Raw genomic sequence first — 23,868 nt, 5'->3', positions numbered from 1 at the left:
CTCGCGGGTGCTGACGACCTGCCGCCCACCCTAGGCCCATCGTCGGCCGACCCGCGTGCCGGCGTCCGCGCGCCGGACCGGCACGGACGTCCACAGACGCCGGACACCGGCCCCCGGCGGGTCGTCGTGCTGGCACGATGCCGGCATGGCCGAGCCGGTGCGACCCGACACCCTCTACGCACGTGCGCTCGCCGCGCTGCTGGACCCCACGTGCTGCCCGGCGTGCACGGCCCCGCTCGGGTCGACGCGGTGCGCCGCCTGCGGGCTGGACGTGACGGGCCCGGTGGCGAGCAGGCTGTGGGCCGACAGCCAGGCCGCCGCGCAGGCGCTGCGCCGCCGCGCCGAGACGATCGCCGAGCTGCGCGCCGCCGCACCTGCGGTGGTGGCGCCCGCCGTCCGGCCGGTCGTGGCCCCGCCGGCCCACCCCGGTTCCACGGCGACGCCGAGCGCCACGTCGCCCACCCACCGGCCGGTACCCCCGGCTCCGTTCGCTCCCCCGACCCCTGCTCCGTCGCGGCCCGTCGCCGCACCGACGGGCACCGTGCCGGCCGCCCCCGCCGCACCGGCGGCCCCCACCACGCCGCCCGCGCGCCCGGTGCCGTCCCCCGCCCGCGCGTCGTGGCGCGTGCAGACCGTGCTGCAGGTGGTCGGCGCCGGGCTCCTCGCGGCGGCCAGCCTGACGTTCCTCGTCTTCGCGTGGGACGTCATGACGCTCCCCGCCCGTGCCGCGGTCGTCGGCGGCGGGACGCTCGTGGTGTTCGCGCTCGCGTCGCTGCTGCGCCGCCGCGGGCTCGTGCACGGTGCGGAGGCGGTGGGCGCGATCGCCGTGGTGCTGCTCCTGCTCGACGCGTGGGCGCTGCGCGCCACCGGCACCCTGGTGCTCGGGCCCGCCACCACGCAGGCCGGGGTGTCGCTGGCGGCGAGCGCGGTGCTGCTGGGCGCGTGGTCCCGGGCGTCCCGGGTCCGGGTGGGGGCGCTCGCCGCTGCCATGCTGGTCCCCGCCGCACCGCTGGCCTGGCTGCCCGCCGTCGGCACGCCCGCGTCCGCCGCCGCGCTGCTGGCCGGTGCCGGCTCCCTGGGCCTGCTGCGGGCAGCGCTGCCCGCGCCCGCCCGCACGCCGGAGCGACGCGTGCTGCAGGCGGCCGCGGCGGCCCTCGTCCCGGCCGGGCTCGCCCTGGCCGCGGCGACCGCCGGCGTCCAGGCCCTGGCGGGCGAGGCGCCGTGGGCCGCGACCGGCGCCCTGGCCCTGACCGGTGCCGCGCTGGCCGCCCAGGCGGTCGTCGACCTGCGCGACCACCGTGCCGCGGCCGCCCCGGTCAGCAGCACGCCGGCGGGCGGGACCCCGGGTGCGGGGCCCTGGGCCGCGACGTGGTCGGTCGCCACCGGCGTCGCCGCGGTCGCCGCCGCCGGGTCCGCCGGGGCTGGCGCGACGCTGGGTGCCGGCGTCGGCACGGCGGGCGCGCTGCTGCTGGGCTGCGCCGTGGCGCTGCTCGTGCCGGCCGCGGCCCTGGCAGCCACGGCGGTCGCCGGGTCCCGGGCGGGCGGGCGGTGGCCGCTGCTCCGGCACGTGACCGCCGGTGCGGTCGCCGCGGCCGCCCCTGGTGCCCTGGCCGGGGCGCTGGTCCTGGTCCTCGCCGTGCTGGGTCGGCTCGCCCAGGGTCCCGCACCGGCCGACGCGACGTCGTGGGTGCCGTCGGCCTGGGGACCGCCGTGGTCGCCCGCCACGGGCGCCGCCCTCGTCGTCGTCCTCGTCACCGTGGGCACCGCGACGCTCGCCGCACGGTCCGGTGCGGGCCGGGCCCGTGCCGGGACGTTCGTGCGCGCCGTCACGGGCCTGCTGCTGCTCGTCTGCCTGCCTGCGGTGGCGCCCCTGCCCGGGGGCGCGGCGCCCCTCGTCGTCGGCGAGGTCGCGGTCGCGGTCGCGCTGCTCACGGCGGCTCGCGGCGGACGGGTCCGGGCGTCGACCGCGCGCGCGGGTGCTGCTGCGGCCGCGGTCGCCGCCGTGCTCGGTGCCGGCACGGACCCCGCCTGGGGCGCGGTCGCGCTGAGCGGCGCCGCACTCCTCGTCGTCCTGGCGCGCACCTGGGTGCCGCCGCGGGTCCCGGACGCCGAGCACCGCACCGGCACCGGCAGCGGCCCGGCCGACGCGGCCTCGACGCTCGGCGCGGCGGCCCTGCTGCTCGTCGCACTGGTGCGCGCGGGCGACGCGGCAGGCCTCGTCGCGCCGGTGACCACCGCCGGGGCCGCGGCGCTCGTCGGCGCCGGCCTGGCCGTCCGCGCGCACGCCGCACGCGCCGCACGGACCGAGCAGGTCGCCGCCGTCGCCGCCGCCGGGACCGTGCCCGCCGTCGCCTGGGCGGCCGGCACCGCCCAGCTCGTCGGCTCGGGCACCGCCGGAGCCGGTGCCGTGACGGTGCTCGCCGCCGCCGCCGTCGTGCTCGCCGTCGCGCTCCAGCTGCTCCGCCGCGGCCCCGCCTGGGGCACCACGGCCGGGCCCGTCGGCGCCGCCACCGTCGCCCCTGTGGCCGCGCTCGGCGTCGCCACCGTCCACGCGCTGCTCGACGTGCCTCCTGCCGCCGGCGCCGTCGTGCTGGCGGCCGCCCTCGGGGCGGCAGGCGTCCTCACGGCCCACCTCACCCTGCGCCGCGCGGGTGCCGCCGGCCGGCCCCTGGCCGAGGCCGCCGGGTGGTCGGTGCTCGCCGTCGCGGTCGCCGTCGCCGCCGGGGTGTCGGCCACCACGGTCGTCGTGGTCCTCGTCCTGGCGTCCGTCACCGCCGGCGCGTGGGCGCTCCAGGGCGACCGGCGCGCAGCCGGCTGGCTCGCACTCGCCCTCGGCAGCAGCGCCTGGTGGGTCACCCTCGGCGTCCAGGGCACCGTGCTGGTCGAACCGTACGTCGTGCCGCCGGGGCTGGTCCTCGCCGCCGCGACCACCAGGTCCGCGCTCCGCGGGTCGCGTGCCGCCGCGGGGCAGGTCGTCGGCGGGCTGGCCCTGGCGACCGCACCGACCGCCGTGCTCGTCGCACCGCTGCCCGTGGGCGCCGTCCTCGTCGACCGCGTCGCCGTCGCGACCGTGGCCGCCGCCCTCCTCGTGGCCGGGGCGCACCTGCTCGCGCGCCGTACGCCCGCGCCGCTGGCGGCGGGGATCGCCGCGCTCGCCGCCGTCCTGATCGCGCTCGCCCCGCTGCGCCGGGCGTTCGCGCCCGCCGCGGGCGGCCCCCTGCCGCCCTCCGTCCCCGTGCTCGCCGACGGGAGCCCGCTCGTCGAGCCGTGGGCGGTCGCCGCGGCCGTCGGCCTGGCCGTCTGCGCGACGGTCCTCGTCCGGCTCCCCCCGCCCGCCGGGGCCCGGACGGCCGTCGCCGCGCCGTGGGTCGTCCTCGCGGCGGCCGTGCTGCCGACGTGCCTGGCCGCAGCCGCCCCGAGCACCACCGCCCTGCCCGCCACACCCCTCCCGGACGCCGTCCGCCTGGGGGTCCTCGCCGTCCTCGCCGCAGCCGCGACGCTCCTCGGGGCGGCCACGGGCCGGCGCACCGGACCTCGCCCCGCGCAGGGGCCGGTGCCCGGGTCCGACCGCCGCCCCCGCCTGGGCGACCTCGGGGTCGCCGTCGCCGTGATCACCGCGCTGGCCACGGCCGCGGCCGTGCCCGGGCTGCGCGACGCCCCGGCGGCCGTGCTGGCCACCCTGACGCTCGCCGCCGTGACCGCGGCCGTCCGCCGGGGCGCCGCACCCGCCGGGTGGCTGCTGGTCGGCCTGGTCGCCGCCGCGGCGACGCTCGGCGTGCGCGACACCCCCGGTCGCGACGCGCTCTGGCTGGCCGGCGGGGCACTGCTGCTCGTGCTGGCCCGGGCCGCGGACCGCACCGGCGCACCGCCCGCACCGGCGACCCGCCCGACCTGGGCCGCGGTCGACGGACCCGTCGTGCGCCGCACGCTGGCCGCCGCCGCTGCCGCGCTCGCCGCCCTCGGGCCGTGGTCGCAGGCCGCCGTGCGTGCCACCGGACCAGGGACACCCGCCCCCGTCGGTGTCGAGGTCGTCTCCCTCGGCGCGGTCGTCGTCGCGGGTGGCGCCGCTCTCGCGTGGTGGGGGTCCCGGCGCGCCGTCCCGTGGCCCGCGCTCGCCGTGCTGGCGACCCTCGCGGCCGTGCCGACGCTCGTCGCCGCCGGCCCCGGGGCCACCGGCACGGTCCGCGCCTACGCGGTGCTGGCGGCGGGGTCGGTGCTCGCGCACCTGGCGCGCGATCGGCACCACGTGCTCGTCGCCGTCGGCGTGGCGGTAGCCGGGGCGCTCGTCGCGGCCGGCCGCGGCGGTCCCGAGCCCGCCGACGTGCCGCTCGTCCTGCTCGGTGCCGTGACCACGGCCCTGGCGGTCCGCCGGTGGCAGCCCGACCGGTCGTCGTCGTGGACCGTGCTCGGGGCACCGCTGATGCTGCTGCTCGGCGCCCCGCTGCTCGCGCTCGTGGCAGCGCCCGCGCCGTGGCGCGTGGCGCTGGTGCTGGCGCTCGCGGTGGGCGCGACCGTCGGGGGCGCGCTGGCCCGGGCGCAGGCACCGTTCCTGCTCGGTGCGGCCGCGACCCTCGCCGCGCTCGCGGTCGTGCTCAGCCCGGTCGCGGCGTCCGCGCTCGCCCGCGTGGACGGGTGGGTCCTGCTCGCCGTCGGCGGTGCGGCCGTCCTCGGCCTCGGGCTGACGTACGAGCGACGCGTCCAGCAGGCCCGTGAGGCGGTGCGGCTCGTGGGCGCGATGCGCTGAGCGGTCGCTGCCGGCCCGCTACCCGCCGAGCCCGGCGAGGAGCGTCGCGGCGTCGGGGCTGCGGTCGAGCAGCTCGCCGACGTGCGCCCGCGTGCCCCGCAGGGGGTCGCGCATGGGCACCCGCTGCAGCGTCTGCGCGCCCGGCACGTCGAAGACGACGGAGTCCCAGCTCGCGGCCGACACGTGGGGCCCGTACCGGGCGACGGCCTCACCGCGGAAGTACGCGCGGGTGTCCTGCGGCGGGTGCACGACCGCGTCACGGACCTGCTCCTCGGTGACCAGCAGGTCGACCGCACCGGCGGCGACCAGCCGGTGGTAGAGCCCGCGTTCGGGCCGCACGTCGGACCACTGCAGGTCGACGGCAGCCAGGCGCGGGTGGTCCCAGTCGAGGTGGTCGCGGCGCCGCATGCCCTCCAGCAGCCGCATCTTGGCGAGCCACTCGACCTCGCGCGCGCACGACGCCGGGTCGGTCGCCAGCCGGTCCAGCAACGACGCCCAGCGGCCCACGACGTCGGCGGTCTGCTCGTCGGGCGCCTCCCCCGTCGCGTCCAGGGCGGTCCGCACGGCGTCGAGGTACACGCGCTGGACCTCCAGCGCGGTCAGGCGCCCACCGTCGGCGAGCTCGAGGCGCTCGGTGAGGGTCAGGTCGTGGCTGACCGCGTGCACCGACCCGACCGGGTCCCGCAGGGCGAGGGCGTCGACGTCACGCAGCGCGGCCCGCGCGGGCCCGTCGGACGCCGCGGCCTGCTCGACGAGCCACAGCACGAGCGACGTCGTGCCCAGCCGGAGGTACGTCGCGACCTGGAGCATCGTGGCGTCGCCGACGATGACGTGCAGCCGGCGCCAGCGCACCGGGTCGGCGTGCGGCTCGTCGCGGGTGTTGACGATGGGCCGGCGCAGCGTCGTCTCGAGCCCGACCTCGGCCTCCACGTAGTCGGCGCGCTGCGACAGCTGGAACCCCGGCGTCTCCCCGCGCTGCCCCAGCCCCACCCGGCCGGCACCGGTGAAGACCTGCCGGGTGACGAAGAACGGCGTCAGCGACCGCACGAGGTCCCCGAACGGCACGGCCCGCTCGACGAGGTAGTTCTCGTGCGTGCCGTACGTGGCGCCCTTCCCGTCGACGTTGTTCTTGTACAGCGCGACGTCCGGCAGCGCGGCCGTCGACGCGAGCGCACGCACCGACCCGAGCATCACCATCTCCCCCGCCCGGTCCCACCGCACCGCGTCGAGCGGGGTCGTGACCTCGGGGGTGGAGTACTCGGGGTGGGCGTGGTCGACGTACAGGCGTGCACCGTTGGTGAGGATGACGTTGGCCGCGCCCGGGTCCTCGTACTCCTCGACCGTCGAGCGCGGCATCTCCTGCGGCCCGTCGCCCGAGGGCGCCGGGGCCTGCGGGTCGTCGGTCAGCAGCGACGGGTGGGCCGAGGCCCGCTGCAGGTGGAAGCCGCGGGCGTCGTGCAGGGGGTCCTCGTCGTCGTAGTCCCACCGTGCGCGCGAGCGACCCGAGTCGCGGGCCGCGGCGTGCACCGCCACCACGTGCGAGGACAGCAGCATCGGGTTGGCCATCGGACGTCCGGGCTGGAGCACCCCGTACTCGGTCTCGAGGCCCATCACGCGCGTCACCGTCACGCGACCACCCTAGGCGCCGGTGCCGCCCGCGCAGCGCGACGACCAGCGGGCGGACCGGCGCCCCTCAGAGGTACTGGCCGGTGCTGGTGACGTTCTCGATGGTGCGGGAGGTGTCGACGCCCTTCTTGCCCTGGACGATCGTGCGGATGAAGACGATCCGCTCGCCCTTCTTGCCCGAGATCCGCGCCCAGTCGTCGGGGTTGGTCGTGTTCGGCAGGTCCTCGTTCTCCTTGAACTCGTCGACGCACGCCGTCAGCAGGTGGTCCACGCGGATGCCGCGCTGACCGGTGGCCAGGAAGTCCTTGATCGCGGACTTCTTGGCCCGGTCGACGACGTTCTGGATCATCGCGCCGGAGTTGAAGTCCTTGAAGTACAGGACCTCCTTGTCGCCGCTGGCGTAGGTGACCTCGAGGAACCGGTTCTCGTCGGCCTCGGAGTACATGCGCTCGACCACCCGGCGGATCATCGCCTCGACCGCGGCGGTCACGGAGCCGCCGTGCTCGGCGACGTCGTCGGCGTGGATCGGCAGGCCGGCCGTGAGGTACTTGGCGAAGATCTCGCGGGCGCCCTCGGCGTCGGGGCGCTCGATCTTGATCTTCACGTCGAGCCGCCCGGGCCGCAGGATCGCGGGGTCGATCATGTCCTCGCGGTTCGAGGCGCCGATGACGATGACGTTCTCGAGGCGCTCGACGCCGTCGATCTCCGAGAGCAGCTGCGGCACGATCGTCGTCTCGACGTCGGAGGAGACGCCCGTGCCGCGGGTGCGGAACAGCGACTCCATCTCGTCGAAGAACACCACGACGGGATGCCCCTGCGACGCCTTCTCGCGGGCGCGGGCGAAGATCAGGCGGATGTGCCGCTCGGTCTCGCCGACGTACTTGTTGAGCAGCTCCGGGCCCTTGACGTTGAGGAAGTAGCTGCGGGCGTCGGTGACCTCCTCGCCGCGCGCCGCCGCCGCCGTCGCCGCGAGCGAGTGCGCCACCGCCTTGGCGATGAGGGTCTTGCCGCAGCCGGGAGGCCCGTACAGCAGCACGCCCTTGGGCGGCTTGAGCCCGTGCTCGCGGAACAGCTCGGGGTGCAGGAACGGCAGCTCGACGGCGTCGCGGATCGTCTCGATCTGCGGCCCCAGCCCGCCGATGTCGGTGTAGTCGATGTCGGGGACCTCTTCGAGCACCAGCTCGGCCACCTCGGCCCGCGGGATGACCTCGAAGACGAACCCGCTGCGCGAGTCGATGGTCAGCGCGTCCCCGACCCGCACGTTCGCGTCGGCGACCTGGCCTGCGAGCCGCACGACCCGCTCCTCGTCGCCGCGGCCCACGACGAGCACGCGGCCGTCGCCGAGGGCCTCCTTGACGGTGACGATCTCGCCGACCTTCTCGTACCCGCCGGCCTCGACGACCGTGAGGGCCTCGTTGAGCATGACCTCCTGGCCGGGGCGCAGGCGGTGGACGTCGAGCGTCGGGCTCGCGCCCACGTGCATCTTGCGGCCCGCCGAGACGATGTCGACCGTGCCGTCCGGCCGTGCGCCGAGGAACGTCGCGTACGTCCCCGGCGGCTTGGCGAGGTCGTCCACCTGGCGCTTGAGCTCGAGGATCTGCTCGCGTGCGGCTACCAGCGCCTCGCTGAGGCGCTCGTTCTTCGCCGCGAGCACCGTGAGCTCGCGCTGCAGGTCACGTCCAGAAGGTTCCGTCATGGTCTCGCCCCTCCGCTGCGTCGCCCTGCCCTCCGGGTCCACCGTGCACGCCGCTGTGCCTGCTGGTCCGACGACCCTAACCAGCGGTGTCAACCCTGGCCCGTCCGCCGCGCGGGCGCGCGTCGTGACCGACCCGCGGACACCTCAGGCGTCGTCGGCGACCCCGAGGTCGCGGCGCACGCGGCGGACCTTCTTGTCGGAGACGGCGCGCTCGCCCAGCGCCTCGGGCGTCCAGGCGTCGTCCTCGACGACCGGCGTGCCGTCGCCGGCCACCGGGTACGAGCCCTTCGCGGGCCGCCGCCGGCGCTCGGGGGCGACGACGCCATCCGCGAGCCGCCGCGTGGTGAGCAGGAACCCGGTGTGCCCGATCATCCGGTGCTGCGGGCGGACGGCCAGGCCCTCGAGGTGCCAGCCGCGGACCATCGACTCCCACGCCTGCGGCTCGGTGTACCGGCCGTCGGTGCGCACGTCCTCCGCGAGCCGGGACAGCTGCGTGGCCGTGGCGACGTACCCGATGAGCACCCCGCCGGGCGCCAGGGCGTGCGCGACCGCGTCGAGGTTCTCCCACGGCGCGAGCATGTCGAGCACGACCCGGTCGACGGTGCCCGGCTCCGCGATCGTCGGCAGCACGTCCGCCAGGTCGCCGGTGTGCAGCCGCCACGCGGGGTGCTGGCCGCCGAAGAACGCCTCGACGTTGCCCCGGGCGACCGCCGCGAAGTCGTCGCGACGCTCCACCGAGTGCACCCGCCCCCCGTCGCCGACGGCCCGCAGCAGCGACAGCGTGAGCGCGCCCGAGCCGACGCCGGCCTCGACGACCGTGGCACCCGGGTAGATGTCGGCCATCGTGACGATCTGGCCCGCGTCCTTGGGGTACACCACGGCGGCGCCGCGCGGCATCGACAGGACGTAGTCCGAGAGCAGGGGCCGCAGCGCGAGGTACTCGATGCCCGAGCTGGTGCGCACGACGACACCCTCGGGCTGGTCGATGAGCTCCTCGTGGCGGAACCAGCCCTTGTGCGTGTGGAACGTGCCGCCGGGCTGCAGGGTGATCGTGTGCAGGCGTCCGCGCGGGTCGGTCAGCTGGACGCGCTCGCCGACGCGCAGGGGCCCGCGACGCAGGGCGGCGCCGGTCGGTGCGGGCGGGACGGTCGCGTCGTGGGTCACGTGGCACGAGTCTAGGCGGCGAGCACGCACGCCCCGGCACACCACGACCGCGCGACCGGACGCGGCCCGGTCGACGCCGTCGTCAGCCGCGCAGCGCCGCGACGACGTCCTTGGCCCGCACGAGCGCCACGACGCGCCCCTCGACGGTCGCGGCGAGCACCGGACCGTGCGCGGACGCGGCGCTCAGCGCGTGCAGCAGCGCCTGCCCGACGAGCGCCCCGTCGACGGTGGTGCCGACCGGCAGCGGCGCGCTGACCGCCCCGACGGCCGTGGTCCCCGCGAGCGCGGGCGGGACCGACGCGGCCGCGGCGGGGTCGACGTACGCGGCCGGGCGCCCGTCGGGCGCGACGACGACGACGTCGGCGACGCCGGCGGCCGCCGCGGCGGCACGGGCCTCGGCCAGGGACGCGCGGGCGCCGACGGCCGTGGCGGGGCTGCCGACGCGCTGGACGGTGAGGGCGTCGACGGCGCGGCCGGTGCGCGCGCCGCGGATCGCGCCGGTGGCGCCGGACCACAGGAAGGCCCCGACGAGCGCGGCCCAGGCGACCGTGACGAGGTCGGGGGTGCGCCCCGCGAGGAGGGGGTTGCCGAGCGCGACGAGGACGACGCCGACGGCGACGAGCCGCCCGGCCCAGCCGGCGACGACGGTGCCGCGGTGCCGGTCGCCGGTGGCGGCCCAGACCCCGGCCTCGAGCACGCGGCCGCCGTCGAGCGGCAGGCCGGGGACGAGGTTGAACGCGGCGACGAAGCCGTTGGCGACGGCGCCGGACAGCAGCAGCATGCCGAGCAGCACGTCGCCGCCGACGGCGCGGCCGGCGACGAGGAAGAGCACGGCGAGGACGATGTTGGCGAGGGGTCCGACGATGGCGACGAGCGCGGTGGTCGCGGGGGTGGGTGCGGCGCCGCCGAAGGTCGTGTGCCCGCCCCAGAGCGTCAGGACGAACGCGTGCGGCTGCTGGCCGCGGGCGCGGGCGACGAGCCCGTGCGCGAGCTCGTGCACGAGCACCGAGGCGAACAGCAGGACGACGAAGGCGAGCGCGACGACGTACGTGAGAGTGCCGGTCTGCCCGGTCCAGGCGCTGACGTTGGGCGCGAACAGCACGGTGAGGACGACGGCGGCGAGGAGCCAGCTCGGGGCGAGCACGACGGGGGCGCCGGCCACGTGCCCGAGCACCCAGCCGGAGGGACGCTCGGGGCGCGCTGCGTTCACGGGCCCAGCCTACGGTCGCCGCTGACCGGGGCGTCGGTGGCGGGGCTGGTCGGGGGTGTGGGTCGTGGCGCCTACCCTCGTCGCGTGAGCGTGGACGTGCGGGGCCAGGACGTGCAGGGCAGCGTCGAGACCGTCGGGCCGGACCCGCAGGCGAGCCCGCGGGTGCCGGGGCTGTCGCCGTCGCGGGCCAACGACTTCCTGCAGTGCCCGCTGCTGTTCCGCCTGCGGGTGGTGGACCGGCTGCCCGAGCCGTCGTCGACGGCGGCGGCGCGCGGGACGCTGGTGCACGCGGTGCTCGAGCAGCTGTTCGACCTGCCGGCGGCCGACCGCACCGTCGACGCGGCCAAGGCGCTGGTGGAGCCGGCATGGGCGGTGCTGGAGGCCGGCTCGGCGGCGTACGCGGACCTGGTGGCGCAGGACGAGGAGCGGTTGGCGCTGCTCGCGACGGCCGGGCGGCTGCTGGAGACGTACTTCACGCTGGAGGACCCCACCCGGCTGGAGCCGCGGGCCCGCGAGCTGCAGGTGCGCGTGGACCTGGACGGTGGGCCGCAGCTGCGCGGCGTGATCGACCGGGTCGACGTCGCGCCGAACGGCTGGGTGCGGGTGGTGGACTACAAGACCGGGAGGTCGCCGCGGGCGGGCTACGAGAGCTCGGCCCTGTTCCAGATGCGGTTCTACGCGTACGTGGTGTGGAAGACGCGCGGCGTGCTGCCCAAGCGGCTGCAGCTGGAGTACCTGGGCGACGGGGTGGTGGTCTCGCACGAGCCCACCGAGGCGGAGATGCTCACGCTGGAGCAGCGCGTACGGTCGATCTGGGCGGGCATCGAGGACACGGCACGCTCGGGATCCTGGCCGACGCGCCGGTCGAAGCTGTGCGACTGGTGCTCGTTCCGCGACCTGTGCCCGGAGTTCGGCGGCACGCCGCCGCCGGTCGAGCCGGCGGCGGTGCAGCGCGCGATCGGCGTGCTCCCCGACTGACCCGCGCGGCGGCGGCGCTCAGGCCGCCCGCCGGTCGAGCAGCTGCCCGGACGCGACCCGGGCCAGGTCGGCGACCGTCACGCCGCGCAGCGTGGTGGTGCGCGAGACCCCGGCCGGCGGGTCGACCGGCGCGATGAGCTGCACGGCCACGACATGGGCGCCCGACGCGACCGCGGACGCGAGGCCGGAGACGGAGTCCTCGAGGGCGACGCACGCGCGGGGGTCGACCCCGAGCCGTGCAGCGGCCGTGAGGTAGGGCTCGGGGTCCGGCTTGGGGCGGGTCACGTCGTCGCCGGCGACGACGACGTCGAAGAGTCCGACGGCCTGCGCGAACGGCTCCGCGAGCACCCGGTACGACGACGTGACGAGGGCCTGCGGGACGCCCGCGGCGGCGAGGGCCTCGACGAGCTCGCGTGCACCCGGCTGCCACGGGACGCCCGCGGCGATCGCCGCCGCGACGGACGTGTTGAGCGCGTCGGCGATCTGCGCCGTGCTCAGCGCCACGCCGCGCTCGCGCAGCCGTGCGGCGGCCACGTCCATCGACGAGCCGATCATCGACACCGAGTCGTCGCGGGTCCACACCCCGCCATGCGCCTCGACGAGCTCGGTCTCCGCGACCATCCAGTGCGGCTCGGAGTCGATGAGCGTGCCGTCCATGTCCCACAGCACCGCGGCGGGCAGGTCGTCGGGCGTGCGGTGGTCGCGTGCTGGTGCCACGGGTGGGGTCCTCCGTCGTCGGCGCGTTGCGGGCGTGACGACCCTACGTGCCGGCGCCGCCGAGGTCGGAGGAGGCCGTCAGTGCCGCTGGACGAGGGCGCCGTACCAGCCGAGGCCCGGGTAGGTCTCGTAGCCGGGGGTGAGGGCGAACCCGACGGTCGTGCCGTCCGCGGTGTACGTGCCGCTGGCCTGCCCGTCGGTGCGCAGCGCGACCCGCTCGTGCAGCACGCCGACGCGGTCGGAGGCGGCGAGCACGAGGCCGTCGCGGTCGAGCAGGAGCACGCGGGTGCTGTCGCGCTCCGCGGGCGTCAGACGGACCCCCTCGACGATGGTCTGCGCCTGGTGCTCCCAGTCGAAGAACGCACCGAGCGCACCCACGGGCCGACCGTCGGCGCGCCCGCCCTCGCGGACGGCGGTGGCGTAGGTGGCGGTGGTCGCGCCGAGGGCGGCGTGCTGCTCGACGTCGAGGGCCGCGTAGTCGTCGCCGTCGCGGGTGGCCATGGCGGCCCGGAACCACGCCTGCCCGGACACGTCAGAGCCGACGGCGTCGCGGGCCCGCGTCGACGACCCGTGCGCGACGACGCGCCCGTGCGCGTCGGCGAGCCACAGGTCGAGGTACACGGTGTAGCTGCGCAGGATGACGCCGAGACGCTGCCCGGCGAACGTCGCGGCCGCTGCGGGGGCGCCGGGGGCGAGCGCGTCGACGACGGCGGCGTCGGTGGCCCACCACCGCACGTCGCACGAGCGCTCGTACAGGTTGCGGTCGACGATCTCGATGGCGTTGAGCGCCAGGTCGGCGAGGCGCTGCCCGCGCACGCGGGCCACGAGCTGGTGGCCGAGCTCGGTGAGCTCGGCGATGCGGGGGCGCAGCTCGCCTGACAGGTCCTCGGACAGGGTCCGCGCCCGGTCGGCGACCTCGCTGACCTCGCGGGCCACGACCGCGAACCCGGCGCCGCGCTCCCCCGCCCGGGCCGACTCGATGAGGGCGTTGAGGGCGAGCATCTTGGTGCTCCTGGCGACCTGCTCGATCCCCTGCATGGTCTGGCCGGTGACCTGGCCGACCTCCTCGGCCAGCCGCACGACGCGTTCGGGCACGCTCGGACTCCGTTCACCGCTGCTCGACCGGGCTTCTTCACCCGTCCATCGACCGTCGACGGGTCGGGCTTGAGGCTTCCTGGTCGTCTGTCCAGCACGGGTGGCGGCTCGCGCGGGCCGATGACCAGGCCCGCGACGGTGCGGGACCCTAGGCTGGTGCGGTGAGCGAGCACCCCGGACCCGACCTGGAACCGCGCCGGCCCGACCTGCCGGCCCGCGAGCCCGTGCTGCTCGCGGCGTTCGAGGGGTGGAACGACGCGGGCGGCGCCGCCAGCCAGGCGCTGGAGCACCTGCACGACACGTGGGGCGCGGAGCAGGTCGACGAGCTCGACCCCGAGGAGTACCACGACTTCCAGGTGAACCGCCCGGTGATCGCCGTCGGCCCCGACGGCAACCGCGAGATCACCTGGCCCACGACGGCCGTCGCGGTGACGACCACGCCGCGCACGAGCCGCACCGTCGTGCTGGTGCACGGCATCGAGCCGTCGATGCGGTGGCGCCGCTACTGCGGGGAGATCCTCGACATCGCGCAGGGCCTGGGCGTGAAGACCGTCGTCACGGTCGGCGCGCTCCTCGCGGACGTGCCGCACACCCGGCCCATCCCGGTGAACGCGACCAGCGAGGACGTCGCGGTCCGCGAGATGCTCGGGCTGGAGCCCAACACGTACGAGGGCCCCACGGGGATCGTCGGGGTGCTGCAGCACGAGGCCGCGGCCCGGGGCCTGCGCGCGCTGTCGCTGTGGGCGGCCGTGCCGCACTACGTGGCGCACCCGCCGTCGCCCAAGGCGACGCTGGCGATCCTGCACCGGGTCGAGCAGCTCCTCGGCGAGCCCGTGGCCATGGGCGAGCTGCCCGAGGACGCGCTCGCCTGGCAGAGCGGCGTGGACGAGCTCGCGGGCGAGGACGCCGAGATCGGCGAGTACGTGCGCCAGCTCGAGGAGGCCAAGGACACCGCCGAGCTGCCCGAGGCCAGCGGCGAGGCCATCGCGCAGGAGTTCGAGCGCTACCTGCGCCGGCGCGACAAGGGCACCGGCGGCTGAGCGGTCGTCACATCCGGACGCCGAGCAGCGCGTCGACCGTGCGGGCCACGACGCCCGGCGCGCCCTCCTCGAGGGGCCCGGCGCCGGTGATCGAGCGCGCGGCCCACGCGTCGACGGCCGCGAGAGCCGTCGGGGTGTCGAGGTCGTCGGCGACGGCGGCGCGCACGGCGGCCAGCACGGGCTCGGCGGCGGGACCGCCGTTGCCGGACAGGGCGCGCCGCCACGTGACCAGCCGCTGCTCGGCCTCGGCGAGGCCCGCCGGGGTCCACTCCCAGTCGTCGCGGTAGCGGTGCGCGAGCACGGCCAGGCGCACGGCCATCGGCTCGACGCCGTCGGCGAGCAGGCGCGAGACGAGCACGAGGTTGCCGCGGGACTTGCTCATCTTGTGCCCCTCGTACCCGACCATGCCGGCGTGCACGTGCCGGGCGGCGGACCGCCCGGCGTCGAGCAGGCGCAGGTGCGAGGAGCTCATCTCGTGGTGCGGGAACGCCAGGTCCGACCCGCCGCCCTGCACGTCGAAGGGGACGCCCAGGCCGCCCTGGGCGATGACGGCGCACTCGACGTGCCACCCGGGGCGGCCGCGGTCCAGGCCGGGGGCGTCCCACGCGGGCTCGCCGGTGCGGGCGGCGCGCCACAGCAGCGGGTCGAGGGGCGACCGCTTGCCGGGGCGGTCGGGGTCGCCGCCGCGCTCGGCGCTCAGCGCGCGCATCGTGCCGTCGGGCAGGCCGCTGACGGAGCCGAAGCGGGGGTCGGCGGACAGGTCGGCGTACACGTCGTCACCGTCCGCGTCGGGCGTGGGCACCCGGTACGCGGCCCCGGTGTCGAGCAGCGCGACGACGGCCGCGGCGATCTGCGGGACGCTCTCGACGACGCCCTGGTAGACGTCGGGCGGGACGACGCCGAGGGCGGTCATGTCCGCGGCGAAGAGGGCGGTCTGCTCGACGGCGAGGTCGCGCCAGTCGACGCCGGTGGCCGTGGCGCGCTCGAGCAGGGGGTCGTCGACGTCGGTGACGTTGGACGCGTACCGCACCTGCAGGCCGGCGTCGCGCCAGGCCCGGCCGAGGACGTCGAAGGCGACGTACGTGGCGGCGTGGCCGAGGTGCGTCGCGTCGTAGGGGGTGATCCCGCACACGTACAGGCTGGCCACGGGGCCGGTCGCGGCCTCGACGACCTGGCCGCTGGCGGTGTCGAGCACGCGGACGGGTCCGCCGCGCCCGGGGAGCCGGGGGATCTGGGGCGCAGGCCAGGTGAGCACGCCGGAAGCCTAACCGGCCCCCGCGCCCACCCCGGGCGCACAATGTCCCGGTGACCGCGAGCGCGCCCGACGACCACGACGACGGACCGGTGCGCCCGGGGGTGCTGCCCGACGAGGACGCGGCGCCCGACGACGCGCCGGCCGGGGCACCGGCCGGCGCCCGGGGCTGGGTGGAGGGGGTCGCGGGCACGTGGGTGCCGCTGGACGACCCGGCGGTCCGCCCCGGCGAGGCGGCGGCCCGCGGGGCGACGTGGCTCACGGTCGTCGACGTGGCCGACGTCGCCGACGCGCTCGCGGCGGTCGGCACGGACGTGCGCACCGTCGAGACCGTCCGGGCCTCGACGGTGCAGGCCGAGGCCCCCCTGCCGACGACGGAGCACCCGCGGCTGCGGGCCCGGGCCGAGCGGCTGCCGGGGGGCGGTCTGCTCCTGACGGCGCCGACGCTGACGTGGGTGGACACCTCGTGGGACGTGCGGACGGGCCGCGTGGTGGTCGTGGTGCGCGACGACGTGGTGGTGACGGCCGAGGACGGCGACGCGGGTGTCGTGTCCGCGACCGTGGACCGTCTGACGCACGGGCGCCGCGCCTCGGGCGAGCACGGGGTGCGTGCGGTGCTCGCGGCGGTGCTGCTGACGCTCGCGGGCCGCGGTGCCGAGCTCGAGCTGGCCGTGGGTGACGCGGTCGGCGACGTCGAGCGCCTCGTGCTGAGCGAGCGCCCGGCCGCCGACGCGCTCGACCGGCTCTACGCGCTCAAGCGGGAGATCGCCGAGGCCCGTCGTGCCCTCGCCCCGCTGGGCACCCACCTGGGCGAGCTGGTCGAGGAGGTCCTCGACGGGGACGCGGCCCACCGGCAGCCGGACTGGCTGCGTCGCGTGCAGGTGGCTGTCGACCGGGCCGACCGGCACCTGCAGGCGCACGACTCGCTGCTGGGCGACATGCTCGCGGTGCACCTGGCGCAGGTCTCCGTGCGGCAGAACGAGGACATGCGCAAGATCAGCGCGTGGGCGGCGATCGTCGCGGTGCCGACGCTCGTCGCGGGCGTGTACGGCATGAACTTCCGGCACATGCCCGAGCTGGCGTGGCCCCTGGGCTACCCGGTGGCCGTGGGTGGCATGGCCGTGCTGTGCGTGCTGCTGTGGGGCCTGTTCCGCCGTTCGGGCTGGCTCTGACCGGCAGCAGGACCGGTCAGACGGCGCCGGCGGTGGGCTCCAGCACGCCCGTGATCAGCAGGAGCGCGACGAGCGCGGCGAGCGCGAGCCGGTAGACGACGAACGGCTTGTAGCTGAACGTCGAGACGATCTTCAGGAACGCGATGATCACGACGTACCCGATGACGAAGGCCACGAGCGTCGCGACCAGCGTCACGCCGAAGCCGGGGGTCCCGGCCTGCCCGAAGTCGCCGAGGCTCTTGACCAGCTGGTACAGGCCCGACCCGAAGACCGCGGGGATCGCGAGCAGGAACGAGTACCGGGCGGCGGCCTCGCGGGTGTAGCCCATGAGCAGACCGCCGGTGATGGTGCCGCCGGACCGGGACACGCCCGGGACGAGGGCGAGGGCCTGCCAGAACCCGAACGCCAGCGCGTGCCTGGGCGTGAGCTCCTCGAGGGGCCGGCGCCGGATCGAGAACTTGTCCGCCCAGCCGAGGATCAGGCCGAACACCGACAGCGTGACGACCGTGAGCCACAGGTTGCGGAACGGGGCCTCGATCGCGTCCTGGAACGCCAGGCCCAGCACGACGATCGGCACCGAGCCGAGCGCGATGAACCACGCCATGAGCGCGTCGTGGTCCTGCGGGCGGCCGTGGGGCATGCCGATCCGCGAGCGCCAGTCCACGCCGTAGCCGCCGCGGACCGCGAACCACCACGCGAGCGCGATCCGCTTGATGTCGCGCCGGAAGTACAGCAGCACCGCGGTCTCGGTGCCGAGCTGGGTGATGGCGGTGAACGCGGCCCCGGGGTCGGAGCCGAGCAGGGTGCCGATGATGCGCAGGTGCGCGCTGGAGGACACCGGGAGGAACTCGGTCAGCCCCTGGACCAGCCCGAGGAGGATGCCGTCGCCGATGCCGATGCCTGTTGCCACGAGCGCACACCCTAGCGCCGTGGTCGTCGGCGCGGGCGCGGTCCGCGGCTAGGGTGACGAGCCATGGAGCACCGTCAGCTGGGCCGCACGGGCCTGCGCGTCTCGTCGGTCGGCCTGGGCACCATGACGTGGTCCCGCGACACCGACGACCACGAGGCCAAGGACCAGCTGCGCGACTTCGTCGAGGCGGGCGGCACCCTGGTCGACACGTCGGCGTCGTACGCGGACGGCGGTGCCGAGGAGCTGCTGGGCTCGCTGCTGGGCGACGTGGTGGCGCGCGACGAGCTGGTGCTGTGCACCAAGGGCGGGGTGCGGCGCACGGTCGACGGCGGCGTGGTCGACGCCTCGCGCGGCACCCTGCTGGACTCCCTGGACCGTTCGCTGGCGCGCCTGCGCACGGACCGGGTCGACCTGTGGCTGGTGCAGACCCCGGACGCGCGCACGCCGCTGGAGGAGACGGTCTCGGCGATGCGCCTGGCCGTCAGCAGCGGTCGCGCCCGGTACGTGGGCCTGGCGAACCACCCGGGGTGGCAGGTCGCGCGGGCGGCGACGCTGCTGGAGCCCGACCCGGGCCTGGCGGCCGTCGAGGCCGAGTACTCGTTGCTGCAGCGCGGCGTCGAGCGCGAGGTCCTGCCGGCGTGCACGGGCCTCGGTGCGGGTCTGCTGGCGTGGTCGCCGCTGGGTCGCGGGGTGCTGACGGGCAAGTACCGGCGCACGATCCCGTCGGACTCGCGGGCGGCGTCGGCGCACCTGGCGGGCTTCGTGCGCCCGTACCTGACGGCCGACGCGGCGGGCGTCGTCGACGCGGTCGCCACGGCCGCGGCGGGCCTGGAGCGGCAGCCCCTGGAGGTCGCGCTCGCCTGGGTGGTGGGTCGCCCGGGCGTGGCGTCGGCGCTCGTCGGGGCCCGCACGGCCGCCCAGCTGCGGGTGGCGCTGGGCGCGGACGACCTCGAGCTCCCGGACGAGATCGTCCGGGCGCTCGACGAGATCACGGCACCGTCGTTCGGCTACCCCGAGCGCCTCGACGCCCGCTGACGCGCCGCAGGGGCGGCCCGGGCCGTCAGACCTGCTGGAGGTCCACGTCGTCGTCGAGGTCGTCCTCGTCGAGGTCGTCCTCGTCCAGGTCGTCGTCCTCGTCGTCCTCCTCGGCGAGGTAGAACGGCGTGGCCTCGCCGTGCACGGTGCCGAGCGCGTCGTCGTACACCTCGAAGGCGTCGGCGAGCACGTCGTACGCGTCGTCGACCGCGGGGTCGTCGTCGCCCTTCCTGGCCACCACGGCGTTGAAGTGCGCCTCGAGGGCGGCCACCAGTCGGTCGAGGGCAGCGCGCGGGTCCACGGTCATGCGATGACGGTAGCGCCGCCGGGGGCACAATGGCACCGGTCGGGCGTCCTTCGGCCCGTCGCGCACGTCACGCCGCCCGTGCGGCCCGACCTGCGACGGGACGAGGGGCGGCCGACGGCCGACGGACGCAGCGCCCCGGCGGCACGGCCGAGGCACGGGCCGTGGACCGGTCCGGGGCGCCAGGACGAGGGACGGGTGAGGCATGGCGGTGGACCAGGCGCGCGCCGCACGCACGAGCGCGGCGCAGTACGAGTACCGGGTCGTGACGATCCCCCGCACGACGTCGCGCAACGACGCCCGTCGCATGCTCACCGACGAGGCCGAGTACGGCCGCTGGGAGCTGGCGCGCACCCGCCTGTACGCGGGCGGCGAGCGGCGGGTGTGGCTGCGGCGCAAGATCATCCGGGTGCGCTCGACGCTGGTCGAGACCCTGGGTTGAGCGTGCGCCCCGCCGCACGGGCGGGGCGCACGCGTCGTCAGCAGGTCCGCAGCAGCCGGTCCAGCACGCGGGTGCCGAAGACGAGCGCGTCGGCGGGCACGCGCTCGTCGACGCCGTGGAACATGCCGGCGAAGTCCAGGTCCGCGGGCAGGCGCAGCGGGGCGAACCCGTAGCCGGTGATGCCCAGGCGCGAGAGCGCCTTGTTGTCCGTGCCGCCGGAGAGCATGTACGGCAGGACGTGCGCCCCCGGGTCCTCCGCGGTGACGGCCGCGACCATCGCCTCGACGAGGTCCCCCTCGAAGGGCACCTCGAGGCCGGTGTCGCGCACGACGTCCTCGACCCGCACGTGCGGGCCCGCGAGCGCGGCGACCTGCGCGTCGAACTCCTCGGAGCGCCCGGGCAGGAAGCGCCCGTCGACGACGCCGGTGGCGGTGCCGGGCACGACGTTCTCCTTGTACCCGGCGGCCAGGCGCGTGGGGTTCGTGGAGTGCCGCAGCGTGGACCCGACGAACCGGGCGGCGGGCCCGAGGGCGTCGACGAGCGCGTCCAGGCCCGCGGGGTCCTCGGGGTCGAACGGCAGCCCGGTGAGCTCGGCCACGCCCTCGAGCAGGGCGCGGACGGTGGGCGTCAGGTGGGTGGGCCAGGGGTGGGCGCCGATGCGGGCGACCGCCTCGGCCAGGTGCACGACCGCGTTGTCGGTGTGCACCTGGGACCCGTGCCCGGCGCGCCCCGACGCGACCAGCCGGAGCCACGCCAGGCCCTTCTCGGCGGTCTGCAGCAGGTAGACCCGCTGCCCGGCGACGTCGACCGAGAACCCGCCGACCTCGCTGATCGCCTCGGTGGCGCCGGCGAACAGCTCGGGGCGGTGCTCGACGGCCCAGTGGGCGCCCTGCCGGCCGCCGGCCTCCTCGTCGGCGAACATCGCGACGACGAGGTCCCGGGCGGGGCGGCGGCCCTCGCGGGCCATCTGCCGCACGACGGTGAGGACCATGGCGTCCATGTCCTTCATGTCGACGGCGCCCCGGCCCCACACGAGGCCGTCGCGCAGCTCGCCGGCGAAGGGGTCGACGCTCCAGTCGGGGGCGTGCGCGGGCACGACGTCGAGGTGCCCGTGGACGACGAGCGCGGGGCGCGAGGAGTCCTCGCCCTCGACCCGGACGACGACGTTGGCGCGCCCGGGCGCGGACTCGAACAGCTCGGGCTTGAGGCCGACGTCCTGCAGGAGGCCGACGACGTACTCGGCGGCGGCCCGCTCCCCCGGCCCGGTGCCGTCGCCGGGGTTGGAGGTGTCGAAGCGGATGAGCTCGCGGCAGACGTCGACGACCTCGTCCGCGGCGGTGGTGGTGCCGCTCACCGTGCCTCGGCCCCGGTCAGCCCGCGACGCTCGAGCAGCGGCTCGATGCGGGGGGCGCGGCCGCGCAGGTCGGCGAACGCCTCCATGGGGTCGACGGAGCCGCCGCGGCCGAGGAGCTTGGCGCGGAAGGCGTCGCCGTTCTCGCGGCGCAGGCCGCCGTTCTCGGCGAACCAGGTGACGGTGTCGGCGTCGAGGACCTCGGACCAGATGTACGAGTAGTACCCGGCGGAGTACCCGGAGCCGAAGACGTGGTTGAAGTACGTCGTGCGGTAGCGCGGCGGGACGGTGCGCAGGTCGACGCCGGCCTCACGCAGGGCGGCGGCCTCGAACGCGAGCACCTGCTCGGGGTCGGTCGGCACGTCCTCGGGGGCCAGCCGGTACCAGGCCTGGTCGAGCAGCGCCGCGGCGAGGTACTCGGTGGTGGCGAAGCCCTCCCCGTCCTGGCGGGCGGCCAGCAGCGTCTCGACCCAGGCCGCGGGCATGGGCTCGCCGGTCTCGTGGTGCACGGCGAACCGGGCGAGCACGGCCGGGTCCCACGCCCACATCTCGTTGACCTGCGAGGGGTACTCGACGAAGTCGCGGGGCACCTCGGTGCCGGACTGCGACGGGTACCGCACGTCCGAGAGCAGCCCGTGCAGCGCGTGCCCGAACTCGTGGAACGCGGTGATGACCTCGTCCCAGGTCAGCAGCGTGGGCTGGCCGGGCGGGGGCTTGGGCACGTTGAGGTTGTTGACGACGACGGGCGGCTCGCCCAGCAGGGTCGACTGGTCGACGAGGTTGTTCATCCACGCGCCGCCGCGCTTGGACGGGCGCGTCCAGTAGTCGGCGAGGAACAGGCCCAGGCCGGTGCCGTCGGCGTCGAAGACCTCGTACACGCGCACGTCGGGGTGGTACCCGGGCAGGTCGCGCCGCTCGGCGAACGTCAGCCCGTACAGGGCCGTGGCGGCACCGAAGACACCCTCGGTCAGGACGCGCTCCATCTCCAGGTAGGGGCGCAGGGCGCTGTCGTCGAGGGAGCGGCGCTCGGCGCGCACACGCTCGGCGTAGTACTGCCAGTCCCAGGGCTCGAGAGCGGCGCCGGGGTGGTCGACCTGCAGCGCGGCCTCGAGGTCCGCGGCCTCGGTGCGGGCGTTGGCCACGGCGGCGGGCGCGAGCCGGCCGAGCATGTCCGCGACGGCCTGCGCGTCCTTGGCCGTGGCGTCGGCGGCGACGTAGGCGGCGTGGTGCTCGTAGCCGAGCAGGCGGGCCCGCTCGGCGCGCAGCCGGGCGAGCTCGAGCAGCGTGGCGCGGGTGTCGTGCTCCCCGCCGGTGGCCCCGCGGGTCGCGGACGCGGTGAACACGCGCTCGCGCAGGCCGCGGTGCCGCAGCGACGCCAGCACGGACTGCTGCGTGGGCAGCTGGAGCTCGATCAACCACGCCCCGGGGTGCCCGGCGGCCGCGGCGGCCTGCGCGGCGGCGTCCTGGGCGTCCTGCGGCAGCCCGTCGAGCTCGGCGGGGTCGGTGACGAGCACCGCGGCGGCGTTGGTCGCGGCGAGCAGCAGCCGGCCGAACTGGGCGTCGAGCGACGTGATCCGCCCGTTGATCTCGCGCAGCCGGGCCTGCGCGACGGGCTCCAGGCCCACGCCGGCGCGCTGGAAGCGGGTGCGGGTGCGGTGAAGCAGCCACGCGGTGTCGGGCTCGAGCGTGATCTCGCCCGCCTCGACGCGGGCGGCGAGCGCCTCGACCCGGGCGTGCAGGCGCGGGTCGAGCCAGATGGCGTCGGAGTGCTCGGCCAGCAGCGGGGCGATCTCCTCCTCGACCGCGTCCAGGCCGGGGGTGGAGTCCGCGCTGGACTGGTTGTAGAAGACCGTGGCGGCGCGGTGCAGGAGGCGGCCCGAGCGCTCGAGCGCGACGAGCGTGTTCTCGACCGTGGGCTCGGCCGGGTCGGTGGCGATGGCCTCGACCTCGGCGCGCTGCTGGGCCATCCCGGCCAGGAGGGCGGGCCGGTGGTGCTCCTCGCGGATCGCCCGGAAGTCGGGCAGGCCGTAGGGCAGGGACGAGGCGTGGGCGAACGGGTTGGTCGGGTCGAGCTCGAGCTCGGGAGACGTCATGCCCCCATCGTCACAGATCACGCCCGTCGTCGTGCTGCGCGAGCCACGCGTCCTCGGCGGCGTAGTCGAACAGGTCGCCGCCACCCTCGAGGCGCGCGAAGCCGGCGTACGTGGCGTCCCGGCCGCGCGCGGCCAGCCAGCGCGCCGCGGGCACGACGGCCTGCGCGTACGGCGCGGGCGGTGCGGGCAGCAGCGCACGCGCGCGGCCGGTGTCGAGGACGAGGTCGTGCGGCACGGACCAGGGCGTGCGGCCGAGGTCCCCGCGCGGCGGTCCGGGCAGCCCGACGACCCGCGACGTGACGCCGAGGGCGGCGTCGACGGCCCGCGCGATCTCGGTCACGGTGGGGGCGTCGGCGTCGGCGACGTTGAGGACCCGGTCGGCGGGGTCGGCGGCCGCTGCAGCGACGAGGGCGCCGACGGCGGCGGCCGCGGTCGTCGCGAAGCGGCTGCGCCCGTCGTGCGCGAGCACCCGCACGTCCCGGCCGTCGAGGACCCGCCGGACCAGCAGCCACTCCCGGGGCTGGGTGCTCCACGGCCCGTGCACGGCGGCCGGGCGCAGCACCGTGGTCGGCACGGGCGAGCCCAGCCACGCGTGCTCGAGCGCGACCTTGCCCCGCGCGTACGAGCCGCGCCCGGGTGCGACCGTGCCCGCGTCCTCGCCGACGGGGCCGTCGAACGCGGCGAACCGCTCGGTCTCGAAGCCGTGGCCGTCGGGGTCGACGTACACGGCGGCGCTCGAGACCACGACGGCCGCACCGACGGCACCGGGCCGGTCGAGGAACGCCGCGGCGTCCCGGTCGTCGAACGCGACGACGTCGACGAGCAGGTCGACCCCTGCGCCGAGCGCGCCGGCCAGCGCCGCGGGATCACCGCGGTGGCCCGGCACGGGAGTGGCCCCGGCGTCGGCGAGCCACGGACCGTGCCGGGCCGGGTCCCGCGTGAGGACGTCCACCTGCCACCCGGCGGCGGTGAGCGCGGGCACGACGGCGCGGCCGATCTGCCCGGTGCCGCCGACGACGAGCGCACGCCCCATGCGCGC

Annotated in this window: 18 protein-coding genes; 6 read left to right on the top strand and 12 right to left on the bottom strand. The window is 76.8% G+C overall.

The genetic code is table 11. The features are described 5' to 3' along the window. The first annotated feature begins 145 nt into the window (after window positions 1-145). Window positions 146-4,744 (top strand): hypothetical protein, encoded by a 4,599-nt coding sequence (locus FBY24_RS15500; protein ID WP_142161951.1) that lies wholly within the window; start codon window positions 146-148, stop codon window positions 4,742-4,744. An 18-nt stretch (window positions 4,745-4,762) separates the two neighbouring features. Here FBY24_RS15500 and dop read toward each other — a convergent pair whose 3' ends face one another. The 4 genes from dop to FBY24_RS15480 form a co-directional block, all read right to left on the bottom strand. Next, the gene (dop, locus tag FBY24_RS15495; protein ID WP_142161949.1) at window positions 4,763-6,373 is read right to left on the bottom strand and encodes a depupylase/deamidase Dop; all 1,611 of its coding nucleotides are present in this window, start codon (window positions 6,371-6,373) and stop codon (window positions 4,763-4,765) included. 64 nt (window positions 6,374-6,437) lie between these two features. After that, the gene (gene arc / locus FBY24_RS15490) at window positions 6,438-8,066 is read right to left on the bottom strand and encodes a proteasome ATPase (RefSeq protein WP_142161947.1); all 1,629 of its coding nucleotides are present in this window, start codon (window positions 8,064-8,066) and stop codon (window positions 6,438-6,440) included. Between the two features lie 144 nt (window positions 8,067-8,210). Continuing rightward, window positions 8,211-9,260: a tRNA (adenine-N1)-methyltransferase gene (locus FBY24_RS15485; RefSeq protein ID WP_370510999.1), complete on the bottom strand. Its 1,050-nt coding sequence runs from the start codon at window positions 9,258-9,260 to the stop codon at window positions 8,211-8,213. Between the two features lie 52 nt (window positions 9,261-9,312). Then, a complete protein-coding gene (locus tag FBY24_RS15480) occupies window positions 9,313-10,440 on the bottom strand; it encodes a site-2 protease family protein (protein WP_142161943.1) in 1,128 nt (375 codons plus the stop codon). Window positions 10,441-10,551: 111 nt separating this feature from the next. Here FBY24_RS15480 and FBY24_RS15475 point away from each other — a divergent pair, with 111 nt between their 5' ends. Continuing rightward, on the top strand, window positions 10,552-11,418 hold the full coding sequence (locus FBY24_RS15475; RefSeq protein WP_255432532.1) for a PD-(D/E)XK nuclease family protein: 867 nt from the start codon (window positions 10,552-10,554) through the stop codon (window positions 11,416-11,418). Window positions 11,419-11,436: 18 nt separating this feature from the next. Here the strand turns inward: FBY24_RS15475 and FBY24_RS15470 are convergent, their stop codons facing one another. After that, window positions 11,437-12,135 carry an HAD family phosphatase gene (locus FBY24_RS15470; protein WP_255432431.1) on the bottom strand — a complete coding sequence of 233 codons (699 nt, stop codon included), beginning with the start codon at window positions 12,133-12,135 and terminating at the stop codon, window positions 11,437-11,439. A 78-nt stretch (window positions 12,136-12,213) separates the two neighbouring features. Further along, window positions 12,214-13,230, bottom strand: a complete 1,017-nt coding sequence (locus FBY24_RS15465) for a methyl-accepting chemotaxis protein (RefSeq protein ID WP_142161941.1) — start codon at window positions 13,228-13,230, stop codon at window positions 12,214-12,216. Window positions 13,231-13,391: 161 nt separating this feature from the next. Between FBY24_RS15465 and FBY24_RS15460 the strand changes: the two genes are divergently transcribed. After that, the gene (locus tag FBY24_RS15460) at window positions 13,392-14,270 is read left to right on the top strand and encodes a PAC2 family protein (RefSeq protein WP_174243504.1); all 879 of its coding nucleotides are present in this window, start codon (window positions 13,392-13,394) and stop codon (window positions 14,268-14,270) included. 7 nt (window positions 14,271-14,277) lie between these two features. On the opposite strand, the gene mshC is transcribed toward FBY24_RS15460, so the two are convergent. Next, on the bottom strand, window positions 14,278-15,525 hold the full coding sequence (gene mshC, locus FBY24_RS15455; RefSeq protein ID WP_142161939.1) for a cysteine--1-D-myo-inosityl 2-amino-2-deoxy-alpha-D-glucopyranoside ligase: 1,248 nt from the start codon (window positions 15,523-15,525) through the stop codon (window positions 14,278-14,280). Between the two features lie 50 nt (window positions 15,526-15,575). Between mshC and FBY24_RS15450 the strand changes: the two genes are divergently transcribed. After that, a complete protein-coding gene (locus tag FBY24_RS15450; RefSeq protein WP_142161937.1) occupies window positions 15,576-16,694 on the top strand; it encodes a CorA family divalent cation transporter in 1,119 nt (372 codons plus the stop codon). A gap of 16 nt (window positions 16,695-16,710) precedes the next feature. Here FBY24_RS15450 and uppP read toward each other — a convergent pair whose 3' ends face one another. Then, window positions 16,711-17,604: an undecaprenyl-diphosphatase UppP gene (gene uppP, locus FBY24_RS15445; RefSeq protein ID WP_140458819.1), complete on the bottom strand. Its 894-nt coding sequence runs from the start codon at window positions 17,602-17,604 to the stop codon at window positions 16,711-16,713. A gap of 63 nt (window positions 17,605-17,667) precedes the next feature. Between uppP and FBY24_RS15440 the strand changes: the two genes are divergently transcribed. After that, window positions 17,668-18,639 (top strand): aldo/keto reductase, encoded by a 972-nt coding sequence (locus tag FBY24_RS15440; protein WP_142161935.1) that lies wholly within the window; start codon window positions 17,668-17,670, stop codon window positions 18,637-18,639. A 25-nt stretch (window positions 18,640-18,664) separates the two neighbouring features. Here the strand turns inward: FBY24_RS15440 and FBY24_RS15435 are convergent, their stop codons facing one another. Continuing rightward, window positions 18,665-18,946 carry a primosomal protein gene (locus FBY24_RS15435; protein ID WP_140458817.1) on the bottom strand — a complete coding sequence of 94 codons (282 nt, stop codon included), beginning with the start codon at window positions 18,944-18,946 and terminating at the stop codon, window positions 18,665-18,667. Window positions 18,947-19,148: 202 nt separating this feature from the next. Here FBY24_RS15435 and FBY24_RS15430 point away from each other — a divergent pair, with 202 nt between their 5' ends. Continuing rightward, entirely contained in the window at window positions 19,149-19,385 is a 237-nt protein-coding gene (locus FBY24_RS15430) for a DUF5703 family protein (protein WP_142161933.1), read from the top strand. A 37-nt stretch (window positions 19,386-19,422) separates the two neighbouring features. Here FBY24_RS15430 and FBY24_RS15425 read toward each other — a convergent pair whose 3' ends face one another. From FBY24_RS15425 to FBY24_RS15415, 3 genes are read right to left on the bottom strand one after another with little or no spacing between them, the layout of a single operon-like run. Further along, window positions 19,423-20,739 carry a M20/M25/M40 family metallo-hydrolase gene (locus FBY24_RS15425; protein WP_142161931.1) on the bottom strand — a complete coding sequence of 439 codons (1,317 nt, stop codon included), beginning with the start codon at window positions 20,737-20,739 and terminating at the stop codon, window positions 19,423-19,425. Continuing rightward, the gene (locus FBY24_RS15420) at window positions 20,736-22,829 is read right to left on the bottom strand and encodes a M3 family metallopeptidase (protein WP_142161929.1); all 2,094 of its coding nucleotides are present in this window, start codon (window positions 22,827-22,829) and stop codon (window positions 20,736-20,738) included. Before FBY24_RS15420 ends, FBY24_RS15425 begins: the two co-directional genes overlap by 4 nt. 10 nt (window positions 22,830-22,839) lie before the next feature. Continuing rightward, a complete protein-coding gene (locus FBY24_RS15415; RefSeq protein ID WP_142161927.1) occupies window positions 22,840-23,862 on the bottom strand; it encodes an NAD(P)-dependent oxidoreductase in 1,023 nt (340 codons plus the stop codon). Between the last annotated feature and the right edge of the window lie 6 nt (window positions 23,863-23,868).

Origin of the sequence: Cellulomonas sp. SLBN-39, from assembly GCF_006715865.1 — a bacterium.
In the GTDB taxonomy this organism is placed as follows: domain Bacteria; phylum Actinomycetota; class Actinomycetes; order Actinomycetales; family Cellulomonadaceae; genus Cellulomonas.
The sequence above is the reverse complement of the archived record's forward strand: the minus strand, read 5'-3'. Positions and strand labels throughout refer to the sequence as shown.